Raw genomic sequence first — 22,084 nt, forward strand, 5'->3', positions numbered from 1 at the left:
ACCGCAGGCCAACCGCTTTCGAGAGCCAACGAAGCCATCGCCCAACCTTCGCCCGTTGAATGTACGGAAACACGTCGAGGAGACCAATCGGACCAAGAAAGCGCAGGTCAGGAGCCCTTTGACGCAGGCTCCAGAATCGCCACGCACTCCACATGATGCGTCATCGGGAAGGTGTGCAGTTTGACCCCTTCCAGAAAACGTGCAGGTCAGAGGAGGTTTCGAGGCGAAATCCAGACCCCTCAAAGAGCCTCGTGCGTCATACGTGCGTCACCGCCACAGCCGTGCGTCAGACGCGCACGGATCCCGATAGATTCCCGCCGTACCCGCGCCAACGGCACCCTCTAGCAGCACAAGGACAGCCACTGGGAAGCCGCCGAATACGTCTTCGCCCCCGGCGACACCCGCAAACACGTCCGCGTCTACTGCAGCTCGCGCAAGGAGGCGCTGGCCAAGCTGACCGAGAAGATCGCCGCCAGGAACCACGGCCTCCCGATTATCACCGCCCAGGACAGCCGCGCCGCGTACCTGACGTACTGGCTGGAGAACGTCGCCGTCCACCAGCTCCGAGAGACCACCCACACCCACTACACCGCAGTCGTCCACCAGCTCCTCATCCCCCGGCCTCGGCCAAAAGAAGCTCTCCAAGCTCGCCGCCATAGGCGTCCGCACCGACGACGAAGCCCGACGCTTCCTCACCGCCGTCCAGGGCCACCGGCACCCCTCGCTGTTCGAACCCGCCCTGCGCACCGGTCTACGCAAGGGCAAACTCCTCGGTTTGCGCTGGGAAGACCTCGACGCCAGTACCGCCACCATCCGCCGCGCCCTCTAGCGCTCCCGTACCGGCGGTCTGACCACCTCGCCGGCCAAAACCATCAGCTCCGAGCGGCGCATCGCGCTGCCGGTCTTCTGCGTCGCCTCGCTTCGTGCGCACCGCGAGCATCAGGCACAGGAGAAGGAGGATGCGGGCAGCGGGCACGTCTTCACGCGACCCGGCGGGCACCCGATCGAACCCGCCCCTCACCCGCCACTTCAAAGCCTTGATCCGCGACGCCCTCCTACAGCGGATACGCTTCCACGACCTCCGTCACTCGACCGCGACCCTGCTCCTGGAGCAAGGCGTCGAACTCTGCGTCATCAAGGAGCTCCTGGGCCACGCGCCCATCGAGGTGACCGCGATGGTGTACGCGAACACGTCCATCTCCGCCTCCAGCGCCAAGCCATCGACACCCTGAGCACCGCGCTGAACGGCCCGACGAACGCCGAGAGGACGGCCAACGGCGGCGTCGATGAACCGCCGCCCTGCGCCGACCTCGTCCTCTGATGTTGCCGTGTATGCGGAGGTATCCCGGCGATCGAGAGCCTCATGCTGAAGATCGCCAAGTCCTCTTCGCGCTCGCGGAAGTACCCCGGGGCCTCACGCTTAATTTCTCATGTGAGGCTTCAAGCGGATATCAAACCATTTCCGAGAATCGAGTCAGAGATCGACAGTGAATCCCAAAGCGGCGGAATATTTGGCCGCCCACCCTTTAGCGGACGACAAGATCTCAAGCAGCCTTCCATTTGACAGGCGGATCGGCTCTTGAGCCAATTTCCTCTCGATCTGAACCTGCATCTCATCCAAACCCAAATCACGTGCCAAAATGAGAGCCTGAACTAGTCTCGCTGGATAGTTTGCCACCGGGAGCCAAGCGTGGAGATTCCCTCGGACCACGGTCTCGGGTGAAGACAGGATGGAGCACAGGTCGCCTCTATCAGCGACAAATTCTGCCGCCTCACCAAGCCCATCCTGAAGAAAACTGGTCAGCGAATCATCAAGTGCGGTCGGCCAAGCCGTTGAATCCTGAGAACTACGGATTGGTACCGACAAACTTCCATACGTCGCCAGTGGCGGACCGAACTTCGCGTCACCCACGTTCAGATGCCAGGTCAGAGCGCCCTCTGGGGTCTTGGAAACCCACCCAAGATGCGCCAGCTCCCGGCTCTCCCAGCGCGCTTCACCCTTCCGCGTTATGGATGCATCCGAGGGGATGAGTCCTAGGTCGACGGCTGTGCGTAGTACGGCTGGGGCAGCTATGGGCTTGGCCATCCGACATCACCACCTATTCCACCGGCGAGACGCGACCTTGGGTGTCGCAACCAGATCGAAGACTACACCGTCCGGCGTGTCGCGATACGTCCACAGCTCACCGTAGTCCACGCCCATTTCATTCATGTAGCGGCGGAGCTGCCGAGTTCCAGCCTTGATGCCGCTCCGAGTGTTCGGCTTCAGCTCGACTGGGAAACCATCTGCGGTGAATCCGTCTGGAATATTTCCGGGCGAGATCTGATGGCCACGCGAGTATCCGAGAGAAGCAAGATGCTCGCCCCACTCGGGTCCATTGTGGACTGCAGTACCGGCTGCGGCTGCGGCATTATTCCCAGATTGGAGATTACGCGTGCAGGTCCCACCACCGGCATTGTGCACCAATACTGGCCTATTTCCTGCCAGTACATAGTACGTGTGGAGCTGTTGGATGGTGAGGTTGTACATGTCCGCTGCCCCTGGGCGGACCCGGATGGCGAGGATGCGGGCGTGCCGGTTAGTTGCGGTTTCCAGGACGTGGCCTGGCTTGAGGCGGCCGGCCGGTACCCAGGTGTGATCCGTGTCGTCCCAGAACGGGTGGCGGGAGGTGGTGTGGACGATGGCGGAGTGGTGTGGTGCGGTTTCTATCGACAGGTCGATCAGGTCGTTGTCGTGGTGGACGAGGCGCGCCAGGACAGCGCGTGGACCCCGGTGTTTTCCTGTCTTGGGGTCGGCGGCCTCGACCTGGTCACCGACCTTGATCTCGGCAATGGCCTTGGTCTTGCTGTGGGCCATCAGAACCGGCGTCGAGGGCGTGAAACTGCATGGATCCCCGAGGATTTCGGGATCATCCTCGAAGAATTTTCCACCCAAAGCCAGGAACGGCGCTGTGAAGCCGTTAGCTGCTGCCTTCTTGTAGGCATTCGCTTCAGTATCCGCTCCCGCATCCTTCGCCCAATTATCAACCGTTGCGGGGTCAGAGCTGCAGGAACCCGAGTCGAACCAGCAGAACGGATTCGTCAAGTCACTTATCTTGTCAAGACCGTTGGTTACGCCGGCGAGTTCACCCAGGACGATCGTCGTCGTACTGAGGTTGCCGTGGGACTGCATGGGGACCGTGGTCGCGTGTCCGCTGCCACCGCACGGGTTGAGCAGGGCGTAGTGGCAGCCGCCACCGCCGCCGCCCACAATGCCGCCGCCACCGCTGCTGCCGACAACGCCACCGCACGTGTGGTAACAGCCGCCTGCGCCTGTTCCGCCTGCCGGGATCCCAGGGGTGGGGCTGGCCGGTCCGGAGGGACCGTCGCTGCGGGGCTCGTTGTGGCCGGTTCCGTCGTCGAGCCACAGGCCGGTGGGGTCGCTGTTGGCCATGGGATTGTCGCCGGCGTAGGTGTAGCCGCCGAGTTGCTGGGGGCTGGTGGCGTCGAAGACGGGGTCGGGGCTGATGAAGCGGCCCAGGGAGGGGTCGTACTTGCGGGCGCCGACGTCGGTGTAGCCGGTGGTGGTGTCCTGGGGTTTGCCGAGGTAGGAGTGTGTGGGGTCAGGCCAGGTGGTGGTGTTGGCGCTGGCTCGTGGCTGGCCGTAGGGGGTGTACTGCTGGCGGGCGACCTGCTGGGTGGTGGTGTCCATCGAGAGGGTCGCGGTGCCATGCGGGTCGTTGAAGAGGTACTTCACTCCACCGTTCGCGAGGCTGGAGCGGACGGCCACGGGGGTCCCGGCGCCGCCGTGGGTGTAGGTGCGGACTGCGCCGAGGAGGACGTTGGGGGTGACGCTGGTGTTGACGACGATCTCGGTGTCGCCTGCGAAGAGGGTGGTCTGGCCGGGGTCGCGACGGATGAGCTGGTTGCCGTCGGCGTCGTACAGGTACTTGGTGGTCGTGGGGGTGGAGCCGCTGGTGTCCACCTGGGCGAGGTGGCCTTCGTCGTCCCAGGTCAGACTCTGGCCGGGTCCGGTGGTGGGGGTGCGGGTGTGCAGGTTGCCGTCTTCGTCGTAGCCGAAGGCTGTGGGGTTGGTGCCGCCGGTGGTGGCGGTGAGGGTGTGGGGCTGGGCACCGGTGGAGTTGCAGTTGGCGGTGCACCCGTTGGTGTAGCCGGTGGTGACGTTGGTGCCGGAGCTGCCGATGGCGTGGTCGACGCTCTGCTGGCGGTCGCCGATGGCGTCGTAGCTGAACGACTGCCAGTAGGAGCCGGGCGTTGTGGTGAGGGTGCCGGCGGTGGGCGGGTTGACAGTGCAGTTATTGCCGGTCCAGGCATCCGCGAGCCGGTCCAGGGCGTCGTAGCTGTAGCACTGCTGGTCGGTGACGGCGTTACCGGTCTCCGACTGCAGGTCGGTGATGGAGGTCGGATTACCGGAGGCGTCGTAGGCGTATTTGGTGTCATCGACTACCGGGCCGGGAGCCTGGGTCCGTTTGATCACACGGTCGGTCAGCCGGAGGGTCTGGGCGTCGTAGTCGTAGGTGGTCGTGGCCGGGTTGGTCGAGGCGCCCTGGGTGACCAGGGAGGGCGCGCCGAAGGGCGTGTAGACAGTCGAGCTGACATAGACGAAGGCGCTGCTGCCCGTGGTGGTCGGGTTGCCCAGCACGTCGTGGCCATAGGTGATGAGCTCGCTGTTGAGCCCCTTGGTACTTGGGTCTGTCTGCGTGGCGAGCAGCTGGTCGTTGATGGTGTAGGTGTAGTTCGTCGTGTAGGTCGACGGCAGCGGCGTCTCGGAGGCTGGGAGGGTGATCTGCGTGCCGGTCGGCTTGCCGAGGACGGTGTAGCCGGTGGCGGCGACGGTATAGCCGCCGGTGGTGCCCTGGACGTAGCGGGTCGAGGAGGTCAGGTAGCCGATGCGCTTCGTGTCGTACAGCCAGGAGGCGAACTGGAAGTTGGACTTCGCCTTGTCGCTGCCGGTGAGTTTGCGGCCCAGAAGGTCGTAGGTGTAGTCGAGTTCGACCTGCTTGGCGTCGGTGGTGGACACGAGGTTGCCGGCGTCGTCGTACCCGTAGCCGCTGCTGCCCGCGTCCGGGTCGTTCTGGGACGTCTTACGCCCGAGCAGATCGTAGTCGGACGTCCACACGACGTGGTCAGGGCCGGTGACCTGGTGCTGCTGGCCTGCGGCGGTGTATGTGTAGGTGGTGGGTGAGGGGGTACCGCCGGTGGCGGTGAACCCGGTAGCCGCGGTGCCGGAGAGGGTGGGGGCGGCCGTGTACTGGTCGAGTTCGGTGCTCTGCCCGCGTGCGTTGACGACCGTGGTGGTGGCGACGCCGCCCTTGGGGGGCAGGACGGTGGTTTTGTCTCCGCTGTAGGCGGTGGTCGTGGTCCAGGTCTTGGAACCGTTGTGCTGCTCGGTGACCAGGCCGGCGCGGCCGAGTCCGTCGTGGTCGGTGACGGTGGCGTCGGGGATGGTCACCTGGGAGATGGTGTCCAGGCTGCTGCTGGGGTTGCCCGCGACGTTGTAGGCGTTGTTGGTGACAACGGTCCAGCCGTGCGAGTCGTACTGGATGTCGCTGACCGTGGTGGTCGAGTTCTCCCCGGTCGCCTGCGTCTGCAGGGGGCGCAGCATGGCGTCGTACAGCGTTTCGCTGGTCGCGTAGCTGCCGTTGTCCAGGAGAGAGTTGGTGGCGACGATCGAGGGGCCCGTCTGGGACAGGTTGTAGGTGTAGGTCGTGTTCGCCGGCGCGCCGTTGACCTTGCTCTCGTTGGGCAGCCATACCCCCGCGCGGCGGCCGAGCGCGTCATAGGTGAGTGAGGTGAGCCGGCTCGCCGCGTCGGTGGTGGCGGTGGGCACGGCGCGGGCCGGGTCCATGGTGCTGCTGGCGACGTGGCAGTCCTTGGAGCTGGTCGTGCTGGTGGTGCAGGTGGCTCCGGGGGTGACCTGGGTGGCGGTGACGACGGTGGTCGGGAGTTCTCCCGTGGCCGGCGTGTAGCCGGTGGCGGTGCTCTGCGACAGGCTGGTGCCGTTGGGGGCGGTGGAGTGGGGTGTGCGTGTGGTCAGTGTGCTGCGGCCGTAGCCGTCGTAGGTGTTCGCCGCCTCGTCGACGAACGCGGTCGCTGTGGCGCCGGTGGCAGCGGACGCCTTCTGGACCAGGGTGACGTCACCTGTCGTGGGAAGCACTGGGTTCTGCTGGCCGTCCCCGTCGTAGGCGAAGGCGTTGCTGTCGTAGGACGTGCGGACGTCGGAGATCAGCGTGCCGCCGGGAGTCGCTCCGGCAGCGGAACAGTCCTGGCTGGTGGTGATGATCTCGGCCGGCACAACCAGGGTGTCCACGCTGCCGGTGAGGTAGCGGGTGTAGGCGCACTTGGCGACGTTGTCGCTGTCCGTGGTCTCGCCGCGGTCGTCGATCTGCACGGGCATGCCGGTGGTCGGCTTACCCTGGGTGGTGTTGTAGAAGGTGTCGGTCTCGGTCTTGCGCCAGCCAGTGGAGACCGCCTGCCGGCTGAGGCTCTTGGCGGTGCGGACCATTCGTGCCGTGAGGTCCGGCAGGCCGCTGCGGGACCGAAAGGCCGTGGGCCCGATGATCGTGGGAACGGTGACGGTGGCTGTGTTCAGGCTGCCGGTGGCGCTGATGTAGGTGTCGGTCTCGAAGACCTGCCCAGCCAGCGCCTTGTCGTCGGCGACGGAGGTCACGCCGTCCTGGCTGGTCAGCGCCGGCACCGAGCGGATCTTCCCGCCGGGCAGGATGTCGCCGTTCATGCCGAGGAAGTAGTAGGTCTTACTCAGGGTCTTCTGGTCGTAGACCTGGGCGCCGTCCGTTTTGTGGAACACAGTGGGGTCACCGGTGGTGACGTCTACCTCCGGGTAGCCCCGGAACTGTCCCCAGGTGCGGTACTTGGCCTTGACGACCTCGTTGTCGTCGTAGTGCCAGCCAGGGCCGCCCTTGTACGCGTAGTCCGTCTCCAGCTTCGGCTCGGTGCCGTCCTGGTAGGAGTTGTGCTTATCTTCGGTGACGACCGCGGTGACCTTGTACTTGTAGAACCAGTCCATCATCGGCGCCGGCTGCCCGTAAGGCGTCCAGTACACCGGGAAGCACGACAGCGTGTTGGTCGACGCGAAGGTCCGAGCGGCTGCGTCCGTCGGGTCGTTGGGGTCACTGGCCGGGGCGCTGGAACAGTTGGGCCGGTCGTAGGTGACGGTGGTCTGGGAGCCGGTCTCGCTGGTGACCGTCTGGATGCGGTCGTGGTACATCAGCGGCATCTGCGGGATGGTTCCGACCCGGTTGGGCAGCTGCAGCGGCGGGTCGAAGTTCACTGCCGGCGTGGAGGTACTGCCCGATGCACCGCCCAGGGTGTCCAGACCGGTGCGCTGGATGGAGTCCAGCCACAGTGTGGGGGCGTGGTCGCCGCCGTCGGGGAAGGACTGAGTGAAGCTGTACTTGTCGACCTGCTTGGTCGCCCCTCCCGTCTGGATCTGGGTGGTGATCGACGTCAGGCGCTTGCGCGACCAGAAGCTCGGACCGTGGTTGGTGCAGCTCGACGAGCCCGAGGTGCAGTTGAGGTCGACCGGCACATCCGGCCAGTACGCGGCGTTCGCGGCTGTGAACTGGCTGTCCGCGCAGGTGTTGCCGGAGGGAGTGCCAGCAATGCAGCGTTCGGCGGAGGCGTCGAACACGATCTGCTCCGGCGCCGTACCGGAGTAGATGCTCGAGGAGGTCATGCCGTAGTCGATGCGGGACAGGGCGCCGCCCCGGGTGTAGGACACCGCGGTGTCCTTCAGGTCCGCGCCGTAGTAGCCGGTCTCCGGCGTGTAGTACCAGGCGGTGGCGTTGCCGTGCAGGTCCACCGCGTAGTCCAGGTTGAAGCGGTAGCCCAGCACGCAGGAAGTGGCGGCGAAGTCGGTGCTGTCCGGGCAGTCGGACACGCCGCTGTGCGCGTGGTACACCGGCACCGTCCACACGGACTTCGTCTCGTCCTTGCCGCTGGACCAGCCCGGCAGGCGGTTGAGGCCGAAGAAGTACTGCACCCCGCCCTCGGTGACCTTGAAGTACTCCCCGTTCTTGGTGCCGTTCGTGCCGTTGCTCAGGTCCTCAATCTTGGTGGTGGAGTTGTCGTCGGCGGGACGGAAGGTCTTGGTCCCGTCGTCATAGACGATGTCGGTGGACGTGCCGTTCAGCGACAGGGTCAGGATCTGGCCCGCCCAGCACTCGTCGCCGTCGTTCTTCGGCGCACCGGACGAGGAGTCGTCGCTGCACGACTTGTAGGTGCGCTCGACGTAGTTCTCCGACGAGCTCCAGCCGTCACCCAGCCACGAGGACTGGTTGTTCGTCCCCTCGGTGCGTGCGTCCTGGCTGGCGGAGCTGTACGACAGGCCCACCTGAGGTGCCGCTCCGCCGACCGCCGGCGGCACCGCGATCGGGTAGCTGTAGGTGAACGCGCCGGTGTTCCCCGAGGTCGACCAGGAGCCGCCCGGAGACAGACTGGTCGCCGAGTAGTCACCGGATGAACCGGAAGTGCCTGCGGTCGCCGCCATGACAACCATCGCACTGGACGCAGCCATTGCCGAGCGAGGAGAGAGCACCGTGCCGGAGGCAGTGGGGGAGCCCGGCACCGAGACCTGGGCGGACAGCGGCGCACCGGGGGCCGCGTGCACAGGAGTCTGCGCCTGGCACTTCGCCAGTTTCGGCGTGGTCAGCGCGCAGGCGGGCAGCTCGACCAGGTGGAGACGCGAGGCGAAGTCGCCGCCGAAGGCGTAGCTGAAGGACGAGTCATCCACCCGCAGCGCGACCTTCCCGCTCCCCGGGCTGGTGCGCTGCAGCGTGAACAGCACACCGTGGACACCGGCGGAGCGCGCGGCTTTCTGGTCCAGCATCGTCACCCGCACTCGCTGCGACCGGGTGACGGCGGCTGACGGGGACTGCGAACCCGCACCAGTACCGAGCAGGACGGGCATGCTTCCGGCCCGTACCTGAGTCGCCTTGGCGCTCAGGTTCGCGGAGGCAGCCGCGTCGGGCAGGGTCACCACGGCGCTGCCCGGCGCAGGGAGCTTCGTGTGCCCGCTGGGATCGAAGTGCTTGAACGGTTTGGGAGAGGGCCCTCGCTTGGGGGTGGCGCGAGTGAAGGGGATCAGCTTGTCGTGTGGAGCGGCGGAAGCCGCCAGGTGCGGCTTGGCCGGAGAGGCCGCCGCGGCCACACCGGCGGGCAGCAGGCCCACCACCAACGCACCGGCCATCACCACAGCCGTGCGACGAACCCTCCGGGCAGCCCAGACCGCCCGACCGCGTCTCCACTCCGAAATCCGCGCCATGCTGTGCGTCCCCTCCCCAGCCCCGAACCGCCCAAGTTCCCCTCAACCTGGACGATTTGAGTGCACGTCAAAACGGAGGCACACATCGGTCAAGCCCCCCGCGGACGATCACGCTACGGCCTGAGGTCGATCCAATACGCAAAGTATCTCCACAGGAAGAACAAAAGAATCACCCAAACTAGAACGCAAGTTGATGCTAATGCGTCAAAAACGAACTACAGACGGGCACTTGGTGATCCCTTGACGATGGACCCCGCACACACCAGCCCCACAGAATGCACAGCGGCGCGGAGCCCACGGGGGGAACCGCATGAACCTGCGAAGGACCCCAACCTCGATGTCCGCTTCTCGCAAAACCGTGCGCGCGTCCAGACGCCCCACGTCGAGACCGATCGCCACCGCCGTCGTCGCCGCCCTGGCTGCCGGATCACTGGCCGCCACGGCACCAGCCCACGCCGTATCCGACGCGCCGGCCCCCTCACACCAGGCCACCTCTCCGAGTGACCGCCCCAAATCCGCCGCCAGGCGCCTCAACCCCACGGAGTCGGCGTCCGCGCAGGCGAAGGCGACCGGCCAGCCGGTGATCATCGACCAGCTCACCGGCACCGGGACCCAGGTGGTGGCCAACCCGGACGGCACCTTCACCCGGACCGATACCTCGATGCCGCAGCGTGTGCAGCAGCAAGGGAAATGGGTCCCGATCGACACCACCCTGGTGCGGCAGACTGACGGGACCTGGACACCCAAAGCCGCCGTCACGCACGTGGCCTTCTCCGGCGGCGGCTCCAGCACGCTCGTCACGATGCGCGACGGGGCTGACAAGCTGGGCTTCTCCTGGCCGGGCGCACTTCCCAAACCGGTGATCTCCAAAGACACCGCCACCTATCCGGAGGTGCTGCCCGGGGTCGACCTCCAGCTGACCGCGGACGCCTCCGGCTACTCCTCGATCCTGGTGGTCAAGACCCCCAAGGCCGCAGCCGATCCGCGGCTGCAAAGCCTCGGGTGGAACACCACCGCGGCCAACCTCAAGCTGGCCGCCACCTCGAACGGCGGTGCGCAGGCCACCGACAAGCGCACCGGCAAGACGGTGTTCCACAGCGACACCGCGCTGATGTGGGACAGCGCCGGCCAGAAGACGGGGGGCACGGCCCGCGCCCGCACCGCGACCGTCTCGGCCGCGCGGGCCGAACACACCGCGGCGGCCAAGGTCGGCAAGCACCGTGCCCGGGTCCATGTGACCCTCAAGCACGGCAAGCAGCTGCTCGGCCTGGACAAGTCCCTGCTCACCGCCAAGACCACCACCTACCCGGTCTACGTGGACCCGGAATGGAGCGGCAGGCCCTCCCAGCTGGACTGGGCCCGGATCTCCGACAACGGGTGGAACGTCTACAACTCGACCTCCACCAGCGGAGCGACCAACGCCCGGGAGGGATGGGACAACACCGCCCCCGGCAACGGTGAACGCGCCCGCACTTACTACCAGATCAACACCAGCGGCATCAAAGGCGCCGTGGTCAGCCACGCCTCGCTGTACGTGAAGCAGCTCTCCGCCGCCTCCTGCTCCGACACCCCGGCCGCCGTCTACGGCACCGACCGCCCTGCCGGATGGAGCTCGTCCTCGCTGTACTGGGGGCATGAGCCCGGGGGGCGCACCGGCGCACTCGGCACCAACCCGAAGAGCCATGAGGCCGGCACCTGCCCGGTCACGGATGGTTCCAACTCCTGGGTCAGCCCACCGTCGCTGGAGTTCGATGTCACCTCCCGGGCCCAGAGCGCGGCGGGCGGCAGCTGGAGCAGCATGACGCTGATGGTGCAGTCGCCCGACATGAACGACGCCTCCCAGTGGAAGCAGCTCGCCTACGGTGGCGGCGCCACCCTGTCGGTCACCTACAGCTACCGGCCCAAGCTCAAGAACGGCACCGGTACCCCCGCCATCAAGCCGTCCATCGTCAGCTCGGGCAAGACGATGACCACCACCAACACCCCGACGCTGTCCGCCCGCGCGGTCGACCCCGACCTGGCCGGCGGCAGCGAGCTGGTGCGCATCGACTACAGCGTCTACAACTCCTCAGGCACCCTCGTGGGCCAGGGCTTCGGCCCCAACCTCGACTCCAAAAAGCGCGCACGGTACAACACCAACGGCAGCGACTGGACCACCCCGAAACTGCCGGACGGCACCTACACCTGGAAGGCCACCGCGCAGAACGCCGCCGGGTACTGGGTCGGCCCCGGCTCCGGCATCTGGACCAAGACCCAGACCTTCACCGTGGACACCAGCGCCCCGCCCGCCCCCACGGTGACCTCCAGTCAGTTCCCCGCCAAGCAGATCGGCGCCGCTTTCGGCGACCAGGGCACCTTCGTCCTGGGCAACAACCACACCAACAACATCACCGGCTACCTGTTCTCCCTGGACTCCACACTCGCCGGCACGGCGTACACCAGCAGCGGCGTCATCCACTTGACAGCAAGCACGAAAATCACAAAGGCCAACATCTACTACGCCACGTCCGACAACGGTCCCGGCACCGGGACCTCGGTCATCAACGGCAGTGCCTCCCCCGCCTTCGCCCCCGGCGTGACGGGATCCCACACCCTGTACGCGAAGGCGGTGGACCAGGCCGGCTCGACGTCCATCTCCCAGACGGCCTACGTCTTCTACGCCGGGACCAGCACCCCGACGTACGCCTACGGCGACAAGATGATCAGCGGCTGGACCGCGACCAACGCCGACGGCACCACCACCGTCGTGCCCAAGGCCACGACCACCAGCACCGGCGGCCAGCTGATCAGCCAGGCCGCCGGCAGCGGCTACGACTTCGCCGACGGCTACCAGGCCATGCTCGCCAACAAAAGCACCACCTCGAAGGCCGTCAGCGGTGACAGCGCAACCTTCAGCTTCGACATCCCCAAGGACGGCCCCTGGAGCTTCGGCGCCAACCTCACCAAGGCCAAGGACTACGGCATCTACCACCTGGTCCTGGACGCGGGCCAAAGCACCCAGTCCACCCTGATCAGCGGCTTCGACGCCTACAACTCCTACACCACCACCCAGTTCCTCAACCTCGGCATCCCCAAGGACACCAGCGGCCAGCTACTCACCCTCAGACAGGGCGTACACACCCTCACGCTCACCCTGAGCGGCAAGAACCCCAGCTCGACCGGCTACCAGGCCGGCATCGACGTGCTACGCCTCGGCCCGGCACTGACCTGCGCGATCAACGACACGACTAGCTGCCTCAACAACACCGCCACCAGCACCTTCACCACCACAACCAGCACAGCGGACGCCGACGGCTCCGGCAACAGCATCAACTCCGCCGACCTGACGAGCACATCGGGCTGGCAGAGCAACAAGACGGTCACCGTGGACGGCGCCACCGTCACACTGCCAAAGTTCGGCACCGGCACGTACGACAACATGCTGGCCTCCGGCCAGACCATCACCCTGCCGGGCAGCGGAGTGGTCAACACCGGCGACGCCCTGGTCTTCCTCGCCTTCGCCACCGGCGGCGCCGCCAAAAGCGCTACCGGCACCATCACCTACGCCAAAAACAACTGTGTGGACCTAAACAACCCAGTCGATCAGAGCTACCAGCTGGACACCGTGCCCGACTGGCTCTCCGGCCCGGCCTCCGCGGCCTCCATCAGCCTGGTCCACGAGAACCACAGCAACAACACACAGACCAGCCCGACCTCCGGCCCGAAGATCTATGCCATCAGCGTCCCGCTGCAATGCCCCGGCTCGGTCATCAGCAGCATCTCTCTACCGCTGTTCACCAACGGCGTCCAGGGAGGCCAGCCCTCCCTGCACGTCCTCGGGCTCGGCCTGCGGCCGATGACCATCACCGGCAGCGGAACAGACGCCCAGCACTGGGTCGGCACCTGGTCCTCGGTCCAGGACACCGCCAAGGTGCAGCTGTCCAGCGGCAGTACTGCCGTCATCAACGGGGGGCAGACGCTCCGTATCCCGGCGCACGTCAGTGTCGGTACCGACGACGGCAACGGCGTACGCATCCACCTGTCCAACGCCATGGGCACCACCCCGGTGACCTTCGACGCGGCCTCCGTCGCGCTGCAGGACACCACCGCGGGCGGCGCCACCGCGGACAAAGCCCCGACCCCGCTTACCTTCGGCACCTCCCCCTCCCCCTCCAACTCCGTCACCATCCCGGCAGGTGGCGACGTCACGAGCAACCCGGTGACCCTGGCCGTCACTCAGCAGGCGACCGTCCTGGTCAGCCTGCATGTGCCCGGCTCGATGTCCGCGATGCCCGGCCACGCCGTGGCCCAGACCCCCGTCTGGGCCAGCGATGCCGCCAACCGCACCGGTGACACCGCCGCCACCAACTACACGCAGACCACCTACACCGGTCTGCCCTACCTCGCCGGAATCGACGTCACCACCCCCACCGCCGCCCCCACCGGCTCGCTGGTCCTCTACGGCGACCAGAGCGTCAACGGTGATACCGCAAAAGGCGACGGGAACTCCCCAAACGGCGACGGACAGCACCACCTCAGCGACGCCATCACCAACGCCCTGGTCAGCGACACCAACGGGGACAACTCCGTGGACTACGGCATCCTCAACGCAGGCACCAACAGCACCAGCCTGAACAACAACCTGCTGCCCCAGATCACCAACAACACCACCCCGACCAACGCACTCAACCCCCTGGACCGCAACGTGCTGACCCAGGGCAACGTGCGCACCGTCCTCGTCGCCACCGGCGCCGCCGACCTGCTCAACTGCACCAGCGACGCCAACACCTGCGCCACCAACGTGGAGAACGGACTGGCCTCCCTCAACAGCCAGCTGGGCTCGTACAACACCGACGACAGCCAGACCGGGGTCACCCAGTACTCCAACATCACCGTCTACCTCGCCACCATCCCGCCCTTCACCGCCGCCCACCCAGGCACGGCAACCCAGGAATCCGCACGTCAGCTGGTCAACAACTACCTGCTCAACAACCTCCCCAGCCAGGTCATCGACTTCGCCACTGCAGTCTCCACGGACGGCAACGCCACCTCCTCGACCGTGAAAGCAGCCGACCTCTCAGGCGGCAACCCCTCCAACGCCTACTACACCGACCTCGCCGGCCAGTACCTCAACGACACCAACACCGTGGTCGACATCAAGCCGAACCTGATCGTCCCGCTCGCCACCGGCAGCGACACCCCCGAGGACGACTGGGAACTGGCCACCGACGGCAACGACACCAACGCAGACAACCCGCTCACCACAGTCGGCAGCGCGAGCTTCAGCTCCGACGGCCCGGACGCGGTCAACGCCGGCGCCGGTACGGCATCCTTCGACGGCAGCACCGGATTCCTGGAAAGCGACCACACCGCCGTCAACACCTCCAGTGACTACACCATCTCCGCCTGGGTGAAGATCAACTCGGACGTCGGCGCCACCGCCATCTGCCAGGGCACCAGCCAGCACCAGGCCCTCTACATCGGCTACGACAGCGGCAACAAGGGCTGGATGTTCCAGACCACCACCACCAACGACGCCGACGCCGACTTCCCCACCGCAGAAGGAGACAGCAACACCGCCGCCGTCGGCACCTGGGCCCATCTCCTGGTCACCTACACCGCCCCCGTCGACGGAGACCCCAGCACGGGCGTGATGTCGATCTACCAGAACGGCAGCCTGATGGGGACCACCACCAACCTCACCCCGCAATACGACTCCTCCATGCCCCTGACCATCGGCGGCTGCGTCAACAGCGTCGACGCGACCACGCCGTACGCCGCCTTCCCCGGCTCCGTGGCAGACGTCCACACCTACCCCTACGCCATGCCGACCGCCCAGGCCAGCGCAGACAGCGTGATCGTTCCCATGGGCTGGGACAACGGGATGCCCGAGGACGAATGGAAGCTCGCCACCAGCGGGACCGACACCGCCGCCCTCAACCCGTTCACCGCTTCCGGCAGCGCCACCTACGGCACCGACGCACCCAGCGGGATGGCCGGCAGCGTCGCCTTCGACGGAAACACCGGCTTCCTCAAGAGCAAGCAGAGCGCGGTGAACACACTCGGCGACTACACCGTCTCAGCCTGGGTGAAGATCAACTCAGCTCTCGGCACCACCGCCGTCTGCCAGGGCACCACCCAACACCAGGCGTTCTACCTCTCCTACGACAAGCCCAGTAAAGCCTGGATGTTCCAGACCACCACCACCAACGACGAGAACTCCGACTTCCCCACCGCAGAAGGAGATCCCAACACCGGCCCCATCGGCACCTGGACCCACCTCGTCGCCGCCTACCGGGCCCCCATCGCCGGAAAGTCCAGCACCGGCTCCATGGCCCTCTACCAAAACGGGACCCTGATGGGGACCGCCACCAACCTCAGCCCTCAGTACGACTCCTCCATGCCCCTGACCATCGGCGGCTGCGTCAACAGCGCGGCAGCCACCAGCCCCTACCTGGCCTTCCCCGGCTCCGTGGCCGACGTCCACGTCTACCCACGGACGCTCTCAGCAACCGAGGTCGGCGCACTGCACTGACCCCACCACTGCCACCCGGGCCCCGCCGCTCCCGCCAGGAGCGGCGGGGCCCGTTCGTGTCCTCGGCCGAGACGAAATGGCAGCGCCGCTCTGACGGCACCTCGGTACCCAACGATGAAACGATCCGTCGGATCCGCGGACGTAACTCACCGGACACTGCTCCACCAACCTGACGTGCCATCAGTACTAACGTCAGATGAGCGTCAGAAGAGCCTCACGACCGCCTCACAAAGCCGAGACACGGCACCCGGGTTCATCGCGCAAACCGAGTGAAACACCTGGTCAGCCTGCCTTCTCAAAAATATCCGACGCTGACCACATCATGCTCACCGGGAAACAGGTCGAACGAGTCGCAGCCTGCGACAAACCGCAGGTCAGACGCCCTTTCCAACAGGCTCCAGAACCGCCACGCACTCCACATGCGACGTCATAGGGAACACATCGCAGAAGGCAGACCTGCGAGACGCCGCAGGTCAGACCTGGTTTTGGCCTATGTTGAGCGGACCCTCGGGCGCCCGGAGCGTCAGATGAGCGTCACGGAACGAGGAACGGCGCATCACAAGGAGGTCGAGGCTGCCGGTCACAAGCATGCCTGCTCTGATGCCCAGCACAGCGCGCACGCGCGCCACCAGCGCAGGGTTGCTGTCACGACAGCCGAACCCCCGGGACCCGGTTCGGCCCGCAGCCGACCGATGGAACCGGTGCCAGCGAGGAGCCCCGCGAGGTCTACTGGCCCGGCAGCGCCGACGAGCGCTGGACGTCGGTGCCAGGGCGGTCAAATTACACTCGCCTACGTTTTGATATCCAGGAACCGCTGGAGCAATCGTTGCGCCGGTTCGTGACGATAATGTTTCGCTATCTGCATCGGTGTTTCACCATCAGCAGCTGGCAATTCAGGGTCCGCCCCATAGGCCAAAAGAATCGCCGTCGCAGCAGTATTCAGCGGATAACCTGATTGCAAGTGTCCGTCACCTTCCACGTCAATGGCGTGAGTAAGTAGCGTATGCCCGAAACACATCTCATTCGGGTCGACACCAGCATCCAGGAACATGGCCAACGCTTCGTAATCACTACTCTCCACTTCTTTGTGCACAGGCGTCCATTCATCACCCTCGATAAGTACTGACTCAACAGGAGATTCGTCACCCACATCAAACTCCTTCACTTAGACCTACAGACCCGATTCCTTTTTCACGCCAGACGGGATAAATGATACCGCATCCCATGATGCTTTGAATAGCCACTTCACACGCTACCCCGAGCCCGCGCCGCCAACCTCGTCGGGCTAAATACCCGATCCATAATTTAAGTGAATGTTCGGGAATTCTTGCGCAAATCGCCCGATGACATGCGTGCACGAGAGACATGCCGCCTGCGTGGAGAAAAGAGTAAGACTTCCACTAACATGCGACGGGGCACCCAGTTGGTTGGCGATATGTGTGAGCATCTTATATTCGGTATCGTTGTCGCGCGCATTCTTACCTGTAGGCGTTGCAACATAACGAGCAGGGTTCCCGGGACTCCCCACATCGGGAACCCATCCCTTTCGCCCAGGACCTCTCTCTTGTCCGCTGAACGCTCTCAGCAGTTCCGGCTTGCCATCTCCCAGACGCAAAACGCCACCTAGTCCCGCCCTGTTCTTGCCAAGTTCTTTGTTGGCAATGGCATCCGCTATCAGCTGCCTTGCGGTTACCCTCTCCGCTGCAACCCGTGCCCGATTGGCAAGCAACTCTTGCACAGCTTGACCGAAGGTGCGCCCACCTCCGCTGCTCCCGCACCCGTCCCTGACGCCGCTGAGCCCCAGCGGGTCCACCCATCCAGTCGGGTTGTGGACATAGGTGGATGGATTAGGGGCCGGGACAAGACCGAATGGGTCCGGGCTGGTGTAGCGTGCGGTTTCAGGGTCGTAATAGCGGTAGAAATTGTAGTGGAATCCTGTTTCTGGATCTAGGTATTGCCCAGGAAAACGGAGGGGGGCGCTGGCCGTCGATTGGGTGGGCCAGGAAGCTGCACCCCAGACTGTCGAACGGTTTTCCCAGGCAATGTGACCCGCGTCGTCAACCAGTTCAGTGGGGGTACCTACCAGGTCAGTAATGATGACATAGAAGCGCTTGTCTATCTCATGCCCTGGAGCCTCGGCAAGAGTTATCCGTTCGGTCTGAGAGAGGGGGTATAATCCGTCGTGATCCCAGGTAATGGTGGTCGGATACAGCGCCCCGGAAGAGGTAGTGGTCTGTTCGGCGAGGGTGGTGCCATCCCATGTGAATTCGGTCTGCTCCAGGACGGTTCCGTCGTCGGCCAAGCGCTGTTTTTCGATGCGACGACCGAAGGGGTCGTAGAGGTAGCGCCAGACAGCACCGTCGGGGGTGGTTACCGACGTGAGTCGGTCTTCAGCGTCCCACTCGTAGTGCCAGGTGTCGGGTTTTCGGGACAGCCGGGTCTTCTGGCGAAGGACGATGCGGCCCTGGGCATCGTGTTCGTAACGGATGGAGCCGGCACGGGTGATCCGAGTTCCCGTGTAGGTGCGGATGCCGGCGGCCTCCGCACCGAAATGCCTTGACGGCCACTGCGCAGTGGTCTGGTTGCCGACTTCGTCGTAGGCGTACCGCTCGGTCCAGTCGCATGCGTGGACGGCCGTCACCCGGCCGGTAGTGTCGAGGTCGAAGGTGCGTGAGCCGTTGAGGTCGTCATCGATGGCGGTGAGGTAGCCGTCGGCGCGGTAGGCGTACGCGCGGTGCTGCAGCGTGCGGGCGTCGGGGCCGCCGGTGACGGTCTGCGTGCTGAGTCGGCCGGTCAGGTCCCATGTGTGTGTCAGGGTGAGTGTCTCGCCGAGTCGGCGTGTGACCTCGCGGCCCGTAGCGTCGTGTTCGAAGGTGAAGGTGTGCTCTGCCGTGGTGAGTGCTGTGGGGCGGCCAGCCGCGTCGTAGGTCCACGTGCTGGTGGCGCCGACGGACGTCGTGCGGCTGGTGCGGTTGCCAAGAGAGTCGTATGTGAAGGTGATGGTGCGGCCGTTACAGGTCTCGGATTCGACGCGACCCAGTCTGTCTCGGCTGTAGGTGATGGTTGCGTCGGTGCCGGTAGCTTGCAGAAGGCGGCCTGCGGGGTCGTGGGCGTAGGTTGTGACTGTTCCGTCGGCGTTCTTGGTGAGTACCTGGCCGAGTGCATCATGCGTGTAGGTGACGGTCTGACCGAGTGCGTTGGTGCGGGCGGTGAGTTGGCCCGCTTCGTCGTGGGAGTAGGTCAGCGTCCGGCCGTCGAAATCGGTTTCCGATGTGAGGTGACCTGCTGAGTCGTACTTGTACGACCAGATCAGCCCTTGGGGGTTGGTGACCCTGCGCAGTTGCAGCTCGGTGTCGTGCTCGAACTCGTAACGCACGCCGTCGGGGCCGGTGCGGGCGGTGGGCAGGTCGAAGTGGATGTACTCGAAGCGGGTGATCCCGCCGATCGGGTCGATGTGGCTGGTGCAGTTGCCTTCGCCGTCATAGGTCCAGGTCTCTTCGGCTCCGTCCGGATCGTTTCGGCGGGCGAGCTTGCCTTCGACGGTCCAAGACAGACGCGTCGTGGCGCCCAAGGGGTCGGTGACGGTGATGATGCGGCCGAAGGCGTCACGTTCGCGTCGGGTGATCGCTCCCAGCGGGTCGGTGACGGCAATGAGCAGCCCCGCGGCATTGCACGCGAGGTGGGTAGTGTTGCCCAGGGCGTCCGTGATGGAGGCGAGGTCGCCGCGGCCGTCGTAGGTGTAGCGGGTCGTCGCCCCCACGGCATCAGTGACTGCGGTCAGGTTTCCGCCGTCATCGAATGCCTGGTGGAGTTGCGTTCCATCTGGTTGGGTCACCGTGACCGGCAGGCCCTGGTCGTTGTATGCGACGGTGATCGCGCGCCCGTCGGGGCGGACGATCCCCACCACGCGGCCTGCCTCGTCGTAGCTGCATTCGACAGTGCGGCCGAGCGGGTCGGTGATGGTGAGGGGCCGGTGGAGCCGGTCGTAGGTGGTGTGCGTGGCGGCGCCGTCCGGGCGGATCTCGGTGACCACCTGCAGCTTGTCGTTGACCAGGTGCCGGCTTGTGTGTCCGAGCGAGTTGGTCACGGCTGTGACCTTGAGACCCGTCGCCGGGTCCGTGTCACCGTAGGTGTAGGTGTTCCGCATGTGTCCGGCTTCGCCGGTCTGGTAGGTGCAGCGGTCCTCGTCGTCGTACTCGTAGCGGTACGACGAGCCGTTGGTGTCCGTCCATGCGGTGATTCGGCCCATTGCGTCGTTGGTGAACCGTGTGGGGACACCGCAGGAGTTCGTTACCGAGGAGAAGTGGCCGTGTTCGTCATAATCGAAGCGGAGCAGTTCCTGGTCACTGCCGTCCTCGGCCGCACCCACCAGGTGGAGGGCGGTGATGCGCTTGCCTTCCGTGGTGATCTTCAAGCAGTAGCCGGCCGAGTGCCGAATCGCGCTGGGGGCGCCGTCCGTGTCGTAGGCGAACGTCAACCGCTGGGTGCCTGTGCGGTCGGTGACGTGCACCAGGAGTGCGATGCCGCGGCCGTCGGCGCCTGGGGCCGCGAAGTCCCATCTACAGCCCGTGTCGGGGTCGGTGACGGTGTAATCGCCGTTGGTGTCAACAGTCAGCGGTAACAAGTCGCCCTCGACGGGCAGCGAGGCGGCTTCCGAAGTCGGGTGGGGATATGACAGAAGCGACCCGTCCTCGCGTACGAAGACGACGCCCTCGGCGTCGATCTCGAGCCGCTGGTCCGCCGTCGAGGTCCAGGTGGGGCCGAACCATCGCCCGGCCCGGTAGGACGACTCGAAGTGGCGAGAGAACACCAGGGGGAGCCGAGCCGGCAGGCGCAGATCCGTCTGCGGAAGGGCCATTCGTCCGGTGGCCAAGTCGACCGGGTCGCCACAGAACACCTTATTCTCATGTTTCCTGGCCACATCGCCGAGCGCGGACTTGACGGCCCATCGGGCCGACCCCGTAGCGGCGCCGCGCGCTGCCCCACGTGCGGCCAGCAGGGCTGCGGTTCGGGCAGCTGCGCCACCGCCCCGGCCGGACGCCACCGCACTCGAACCAAGCGCGGGTATGGCGGCGCGTATCGCCTGCGCACACCGCTCTTCAGCTTCGGCGGCAACCTGCGCCACCTGACGGGCCATCGTGGCGGCGTCCTGCCGCTCCCCTTCGGCCTGGGCGGCGTAGGCGCCGACCCGTGCGGCGACTGCGCGGATCTCGGGGCGTTGGTACTGGGTGTACCTGAGCGCGAACGGCTCGTCGAGCTCGCGCCAGTTGCCGGTGTACCAAAACCCCGGGGCGAGCGTGCAGAACTGCCGTAACGCGGCCTTGTACTGGGCGTCCGCCTGCAGGCCCCGGCTCAGCGCGGCGCGGGACTCGATCTTGGCCTGCTCAAGGGTCTGCGCGTACGCGATGAGCGCCCTGCCGCAGCTCTCGTGAGCCGGCCCCAGAGCGGCTGCCTGCTGCGGGAGTTGGGCAAGCCTTTGCTGGAACAGCGGCGCGTAGTCGCCCTGCATGCGCAGGTCCGCGCTGTTGGCGGCGACCTGCCCGAGGCGGCTGGCGTGCTGCTCGGCGTACTGTGCCTCGCGCAGCAGTCGTGCCGCCAGCGTCTGGATCTGGGCGGGGTCGCCCGGGACCGGGTCCTGAGGCAGGTCCAGAACGCTCCAGTCCTCCATGCTCAGGCGCCCCCGCCGGTCAGTTGCCCGCGCCGCCCGCCAGCCGTGTGTCGAGTTCCTGGTGGCCGCTTACGACGTTGTTGAGGAAGCCCGCCATCCCCTCCAGGCCCTGGATCATGTTCTGGGCGCCGGTCGTCCACTGCTGGTACGACTCCTGGAACCTGGGCGACGCCATCTGGGTGCGGAACTCGCCGGCCACCAGCTGGTCGACCATGCTCTTGAGGGACTGCAGCTTCTCGCTCATCTCGGTCTGCCCGCTGACCAGCCGCGACGCCGCCTGCTGCACGCCGTCATAGCCGACACTGACATCCGCCATCGGTTTCTCCTCACATCTCCATGGCCTGGCCGGCGAAGACCTGGTCGAGGTCGAGCGCGCCTTCCACCAGGCCCGCGAAAAGTCCCGCGGCCGTATCGACCGACGCGATGAGGCTGGTCTGGGCTGTGGTGACGGCGTTGAGGAACTCGGCGAGAGCCTGTACGACCGGGCCGCCGGTCATCGTGCTCATCGCATCGGCCAAGGGGTGCGGCACCGAGAGTTTTATGTCCGAGCGCATGCGGGTCAACTCCCGTGCGACGACATCCGCTTCCTCTGGATCGCAGGCGAATTTTTGAGCCATCA

General features: G+C 65.8%; 7 protein-coding genes and 1 pseudogene. 2 read left to right on the forward strand and 6 right to left on the reverse strand.

The features are described from left to right. The first annotated feature begins 300 nt into the window (after positions 1 to 300). Positions 301 to 1,321 (forward strand): annotated as a pseudogene (locus OG568_RS14730) (site-specific integrase). Between the two features lie 153 nt (positions 1,322 to 1,474). On the opposite strand, the gene OG568_RS14735 reads toward OG568_RS14730, so the two are convergent. After that, the gene (locus tag OG568_RS14735; RefSeq protein ID WP_329531883.1) at positions 1,475 to 1,912 is read right to left on the reverse strand and encodes a hypothetical protein; all 438 of its coding nucleotides are present in this window, start codon (positions 1,910 to 1,912) and stop codon (positions 1,475 to 1,477) included. A 180-nt stretch (positions 1,913 to 2,092) separates the two neighbouring features. Then, entirely contained in the window at positions 2,093 to 9,208 is a 7,116-nt protein-coding gene (locus OG568_RS14740; protein ID WP_329531884.1) for a polymorphic toxin-type HINT domain-containing protein, read from the reverse strand. Between the two features lie 412 nt (positions 9,209 to 9,620). On the opposite strand from OG568_RS14740, the gene OG568_RS14745 reads away from it, so the two are divergent. Beyond that, complete coding sequence (locus tag OG568_RS14745; RefSeq protein WP_329531885.1) at positions 9,621 to 15,797, forward strand: LamG-like jellyroll fold domain-containing protein; 6,177 nt, start codon at positions 9,621 to 9,623, stop codon at positions 15,795 to 15,797. Between the two features lie 790 nt (positions 15,798 to 16,587). Here OG568_RS14745 and OG568_RS14750 read toward each other — a convergent pair. The 4 genes from OG568_RS14750 to OG568_RS14765 all read right to left on the reverse strand — a co-directional run bounded on the left by OG568_RS14750 (position 16,588) and on the right by OG568_RS14765 (position 22,082). After that, positions 16,588 to 16,947, reverse strand: a complete 360-nt coding sequence (locus OG568_RS14750; protein WP_329531886.1) for an ankyrin repeat domain-containing protein — start codon at positions 16,945 to 16,947, stop codon at positions 16,588 to 16,590. 135 nt (positions 16,948 to 17,082) lie between these two features. After that, entirely contained in the window at positions 17,083 to 21,465 is a 4,383-nt protein-coding gene (locus tag OG568_RS14755) for a DUF6531 domain-containing protein (RefSeq protein ID WP_329531887.1), read from the reverse strand. A gap of 19 nt (positions 21,466 to 21,484) precedes the next feature. Continuing rightward, entirely contained in the window at positions 21,485 to 21,781 is a 297-nt protein-coding gene (locus OG568_RS14760; RefSeq protein WP_329531888.1) for a WXG100 family type VII secretion target, read from the reverse strand. Between the two features lie 10 nt (positions 21,782 to 21,791). Beyond that, the gene (locus tag OG568_RS14765; protein ID WP_329531889.1) at positions 21,792 to 22,082 is read right to left on the reverse strand and encodes a hypothetical protein; all 291 of its coding nucleotides are present in this window, start codon (positions 22,080 to 22,082) and stop codon (positions 21,792 to 21,794) included. Positions 22,083 to 22,084: the final 2 nt, after the last annotated feature.

Origin of the sequence: Streptomyces sp. NBC_01450, assembly GCF_036227505.1 — a bacterium.
In the GTDB taxonomy this organism is placed as follows: Bacteria; Actinomycetota; Actinomycetes; order Streptomycetales; family Streptomycetaceae; genus Streptomyces.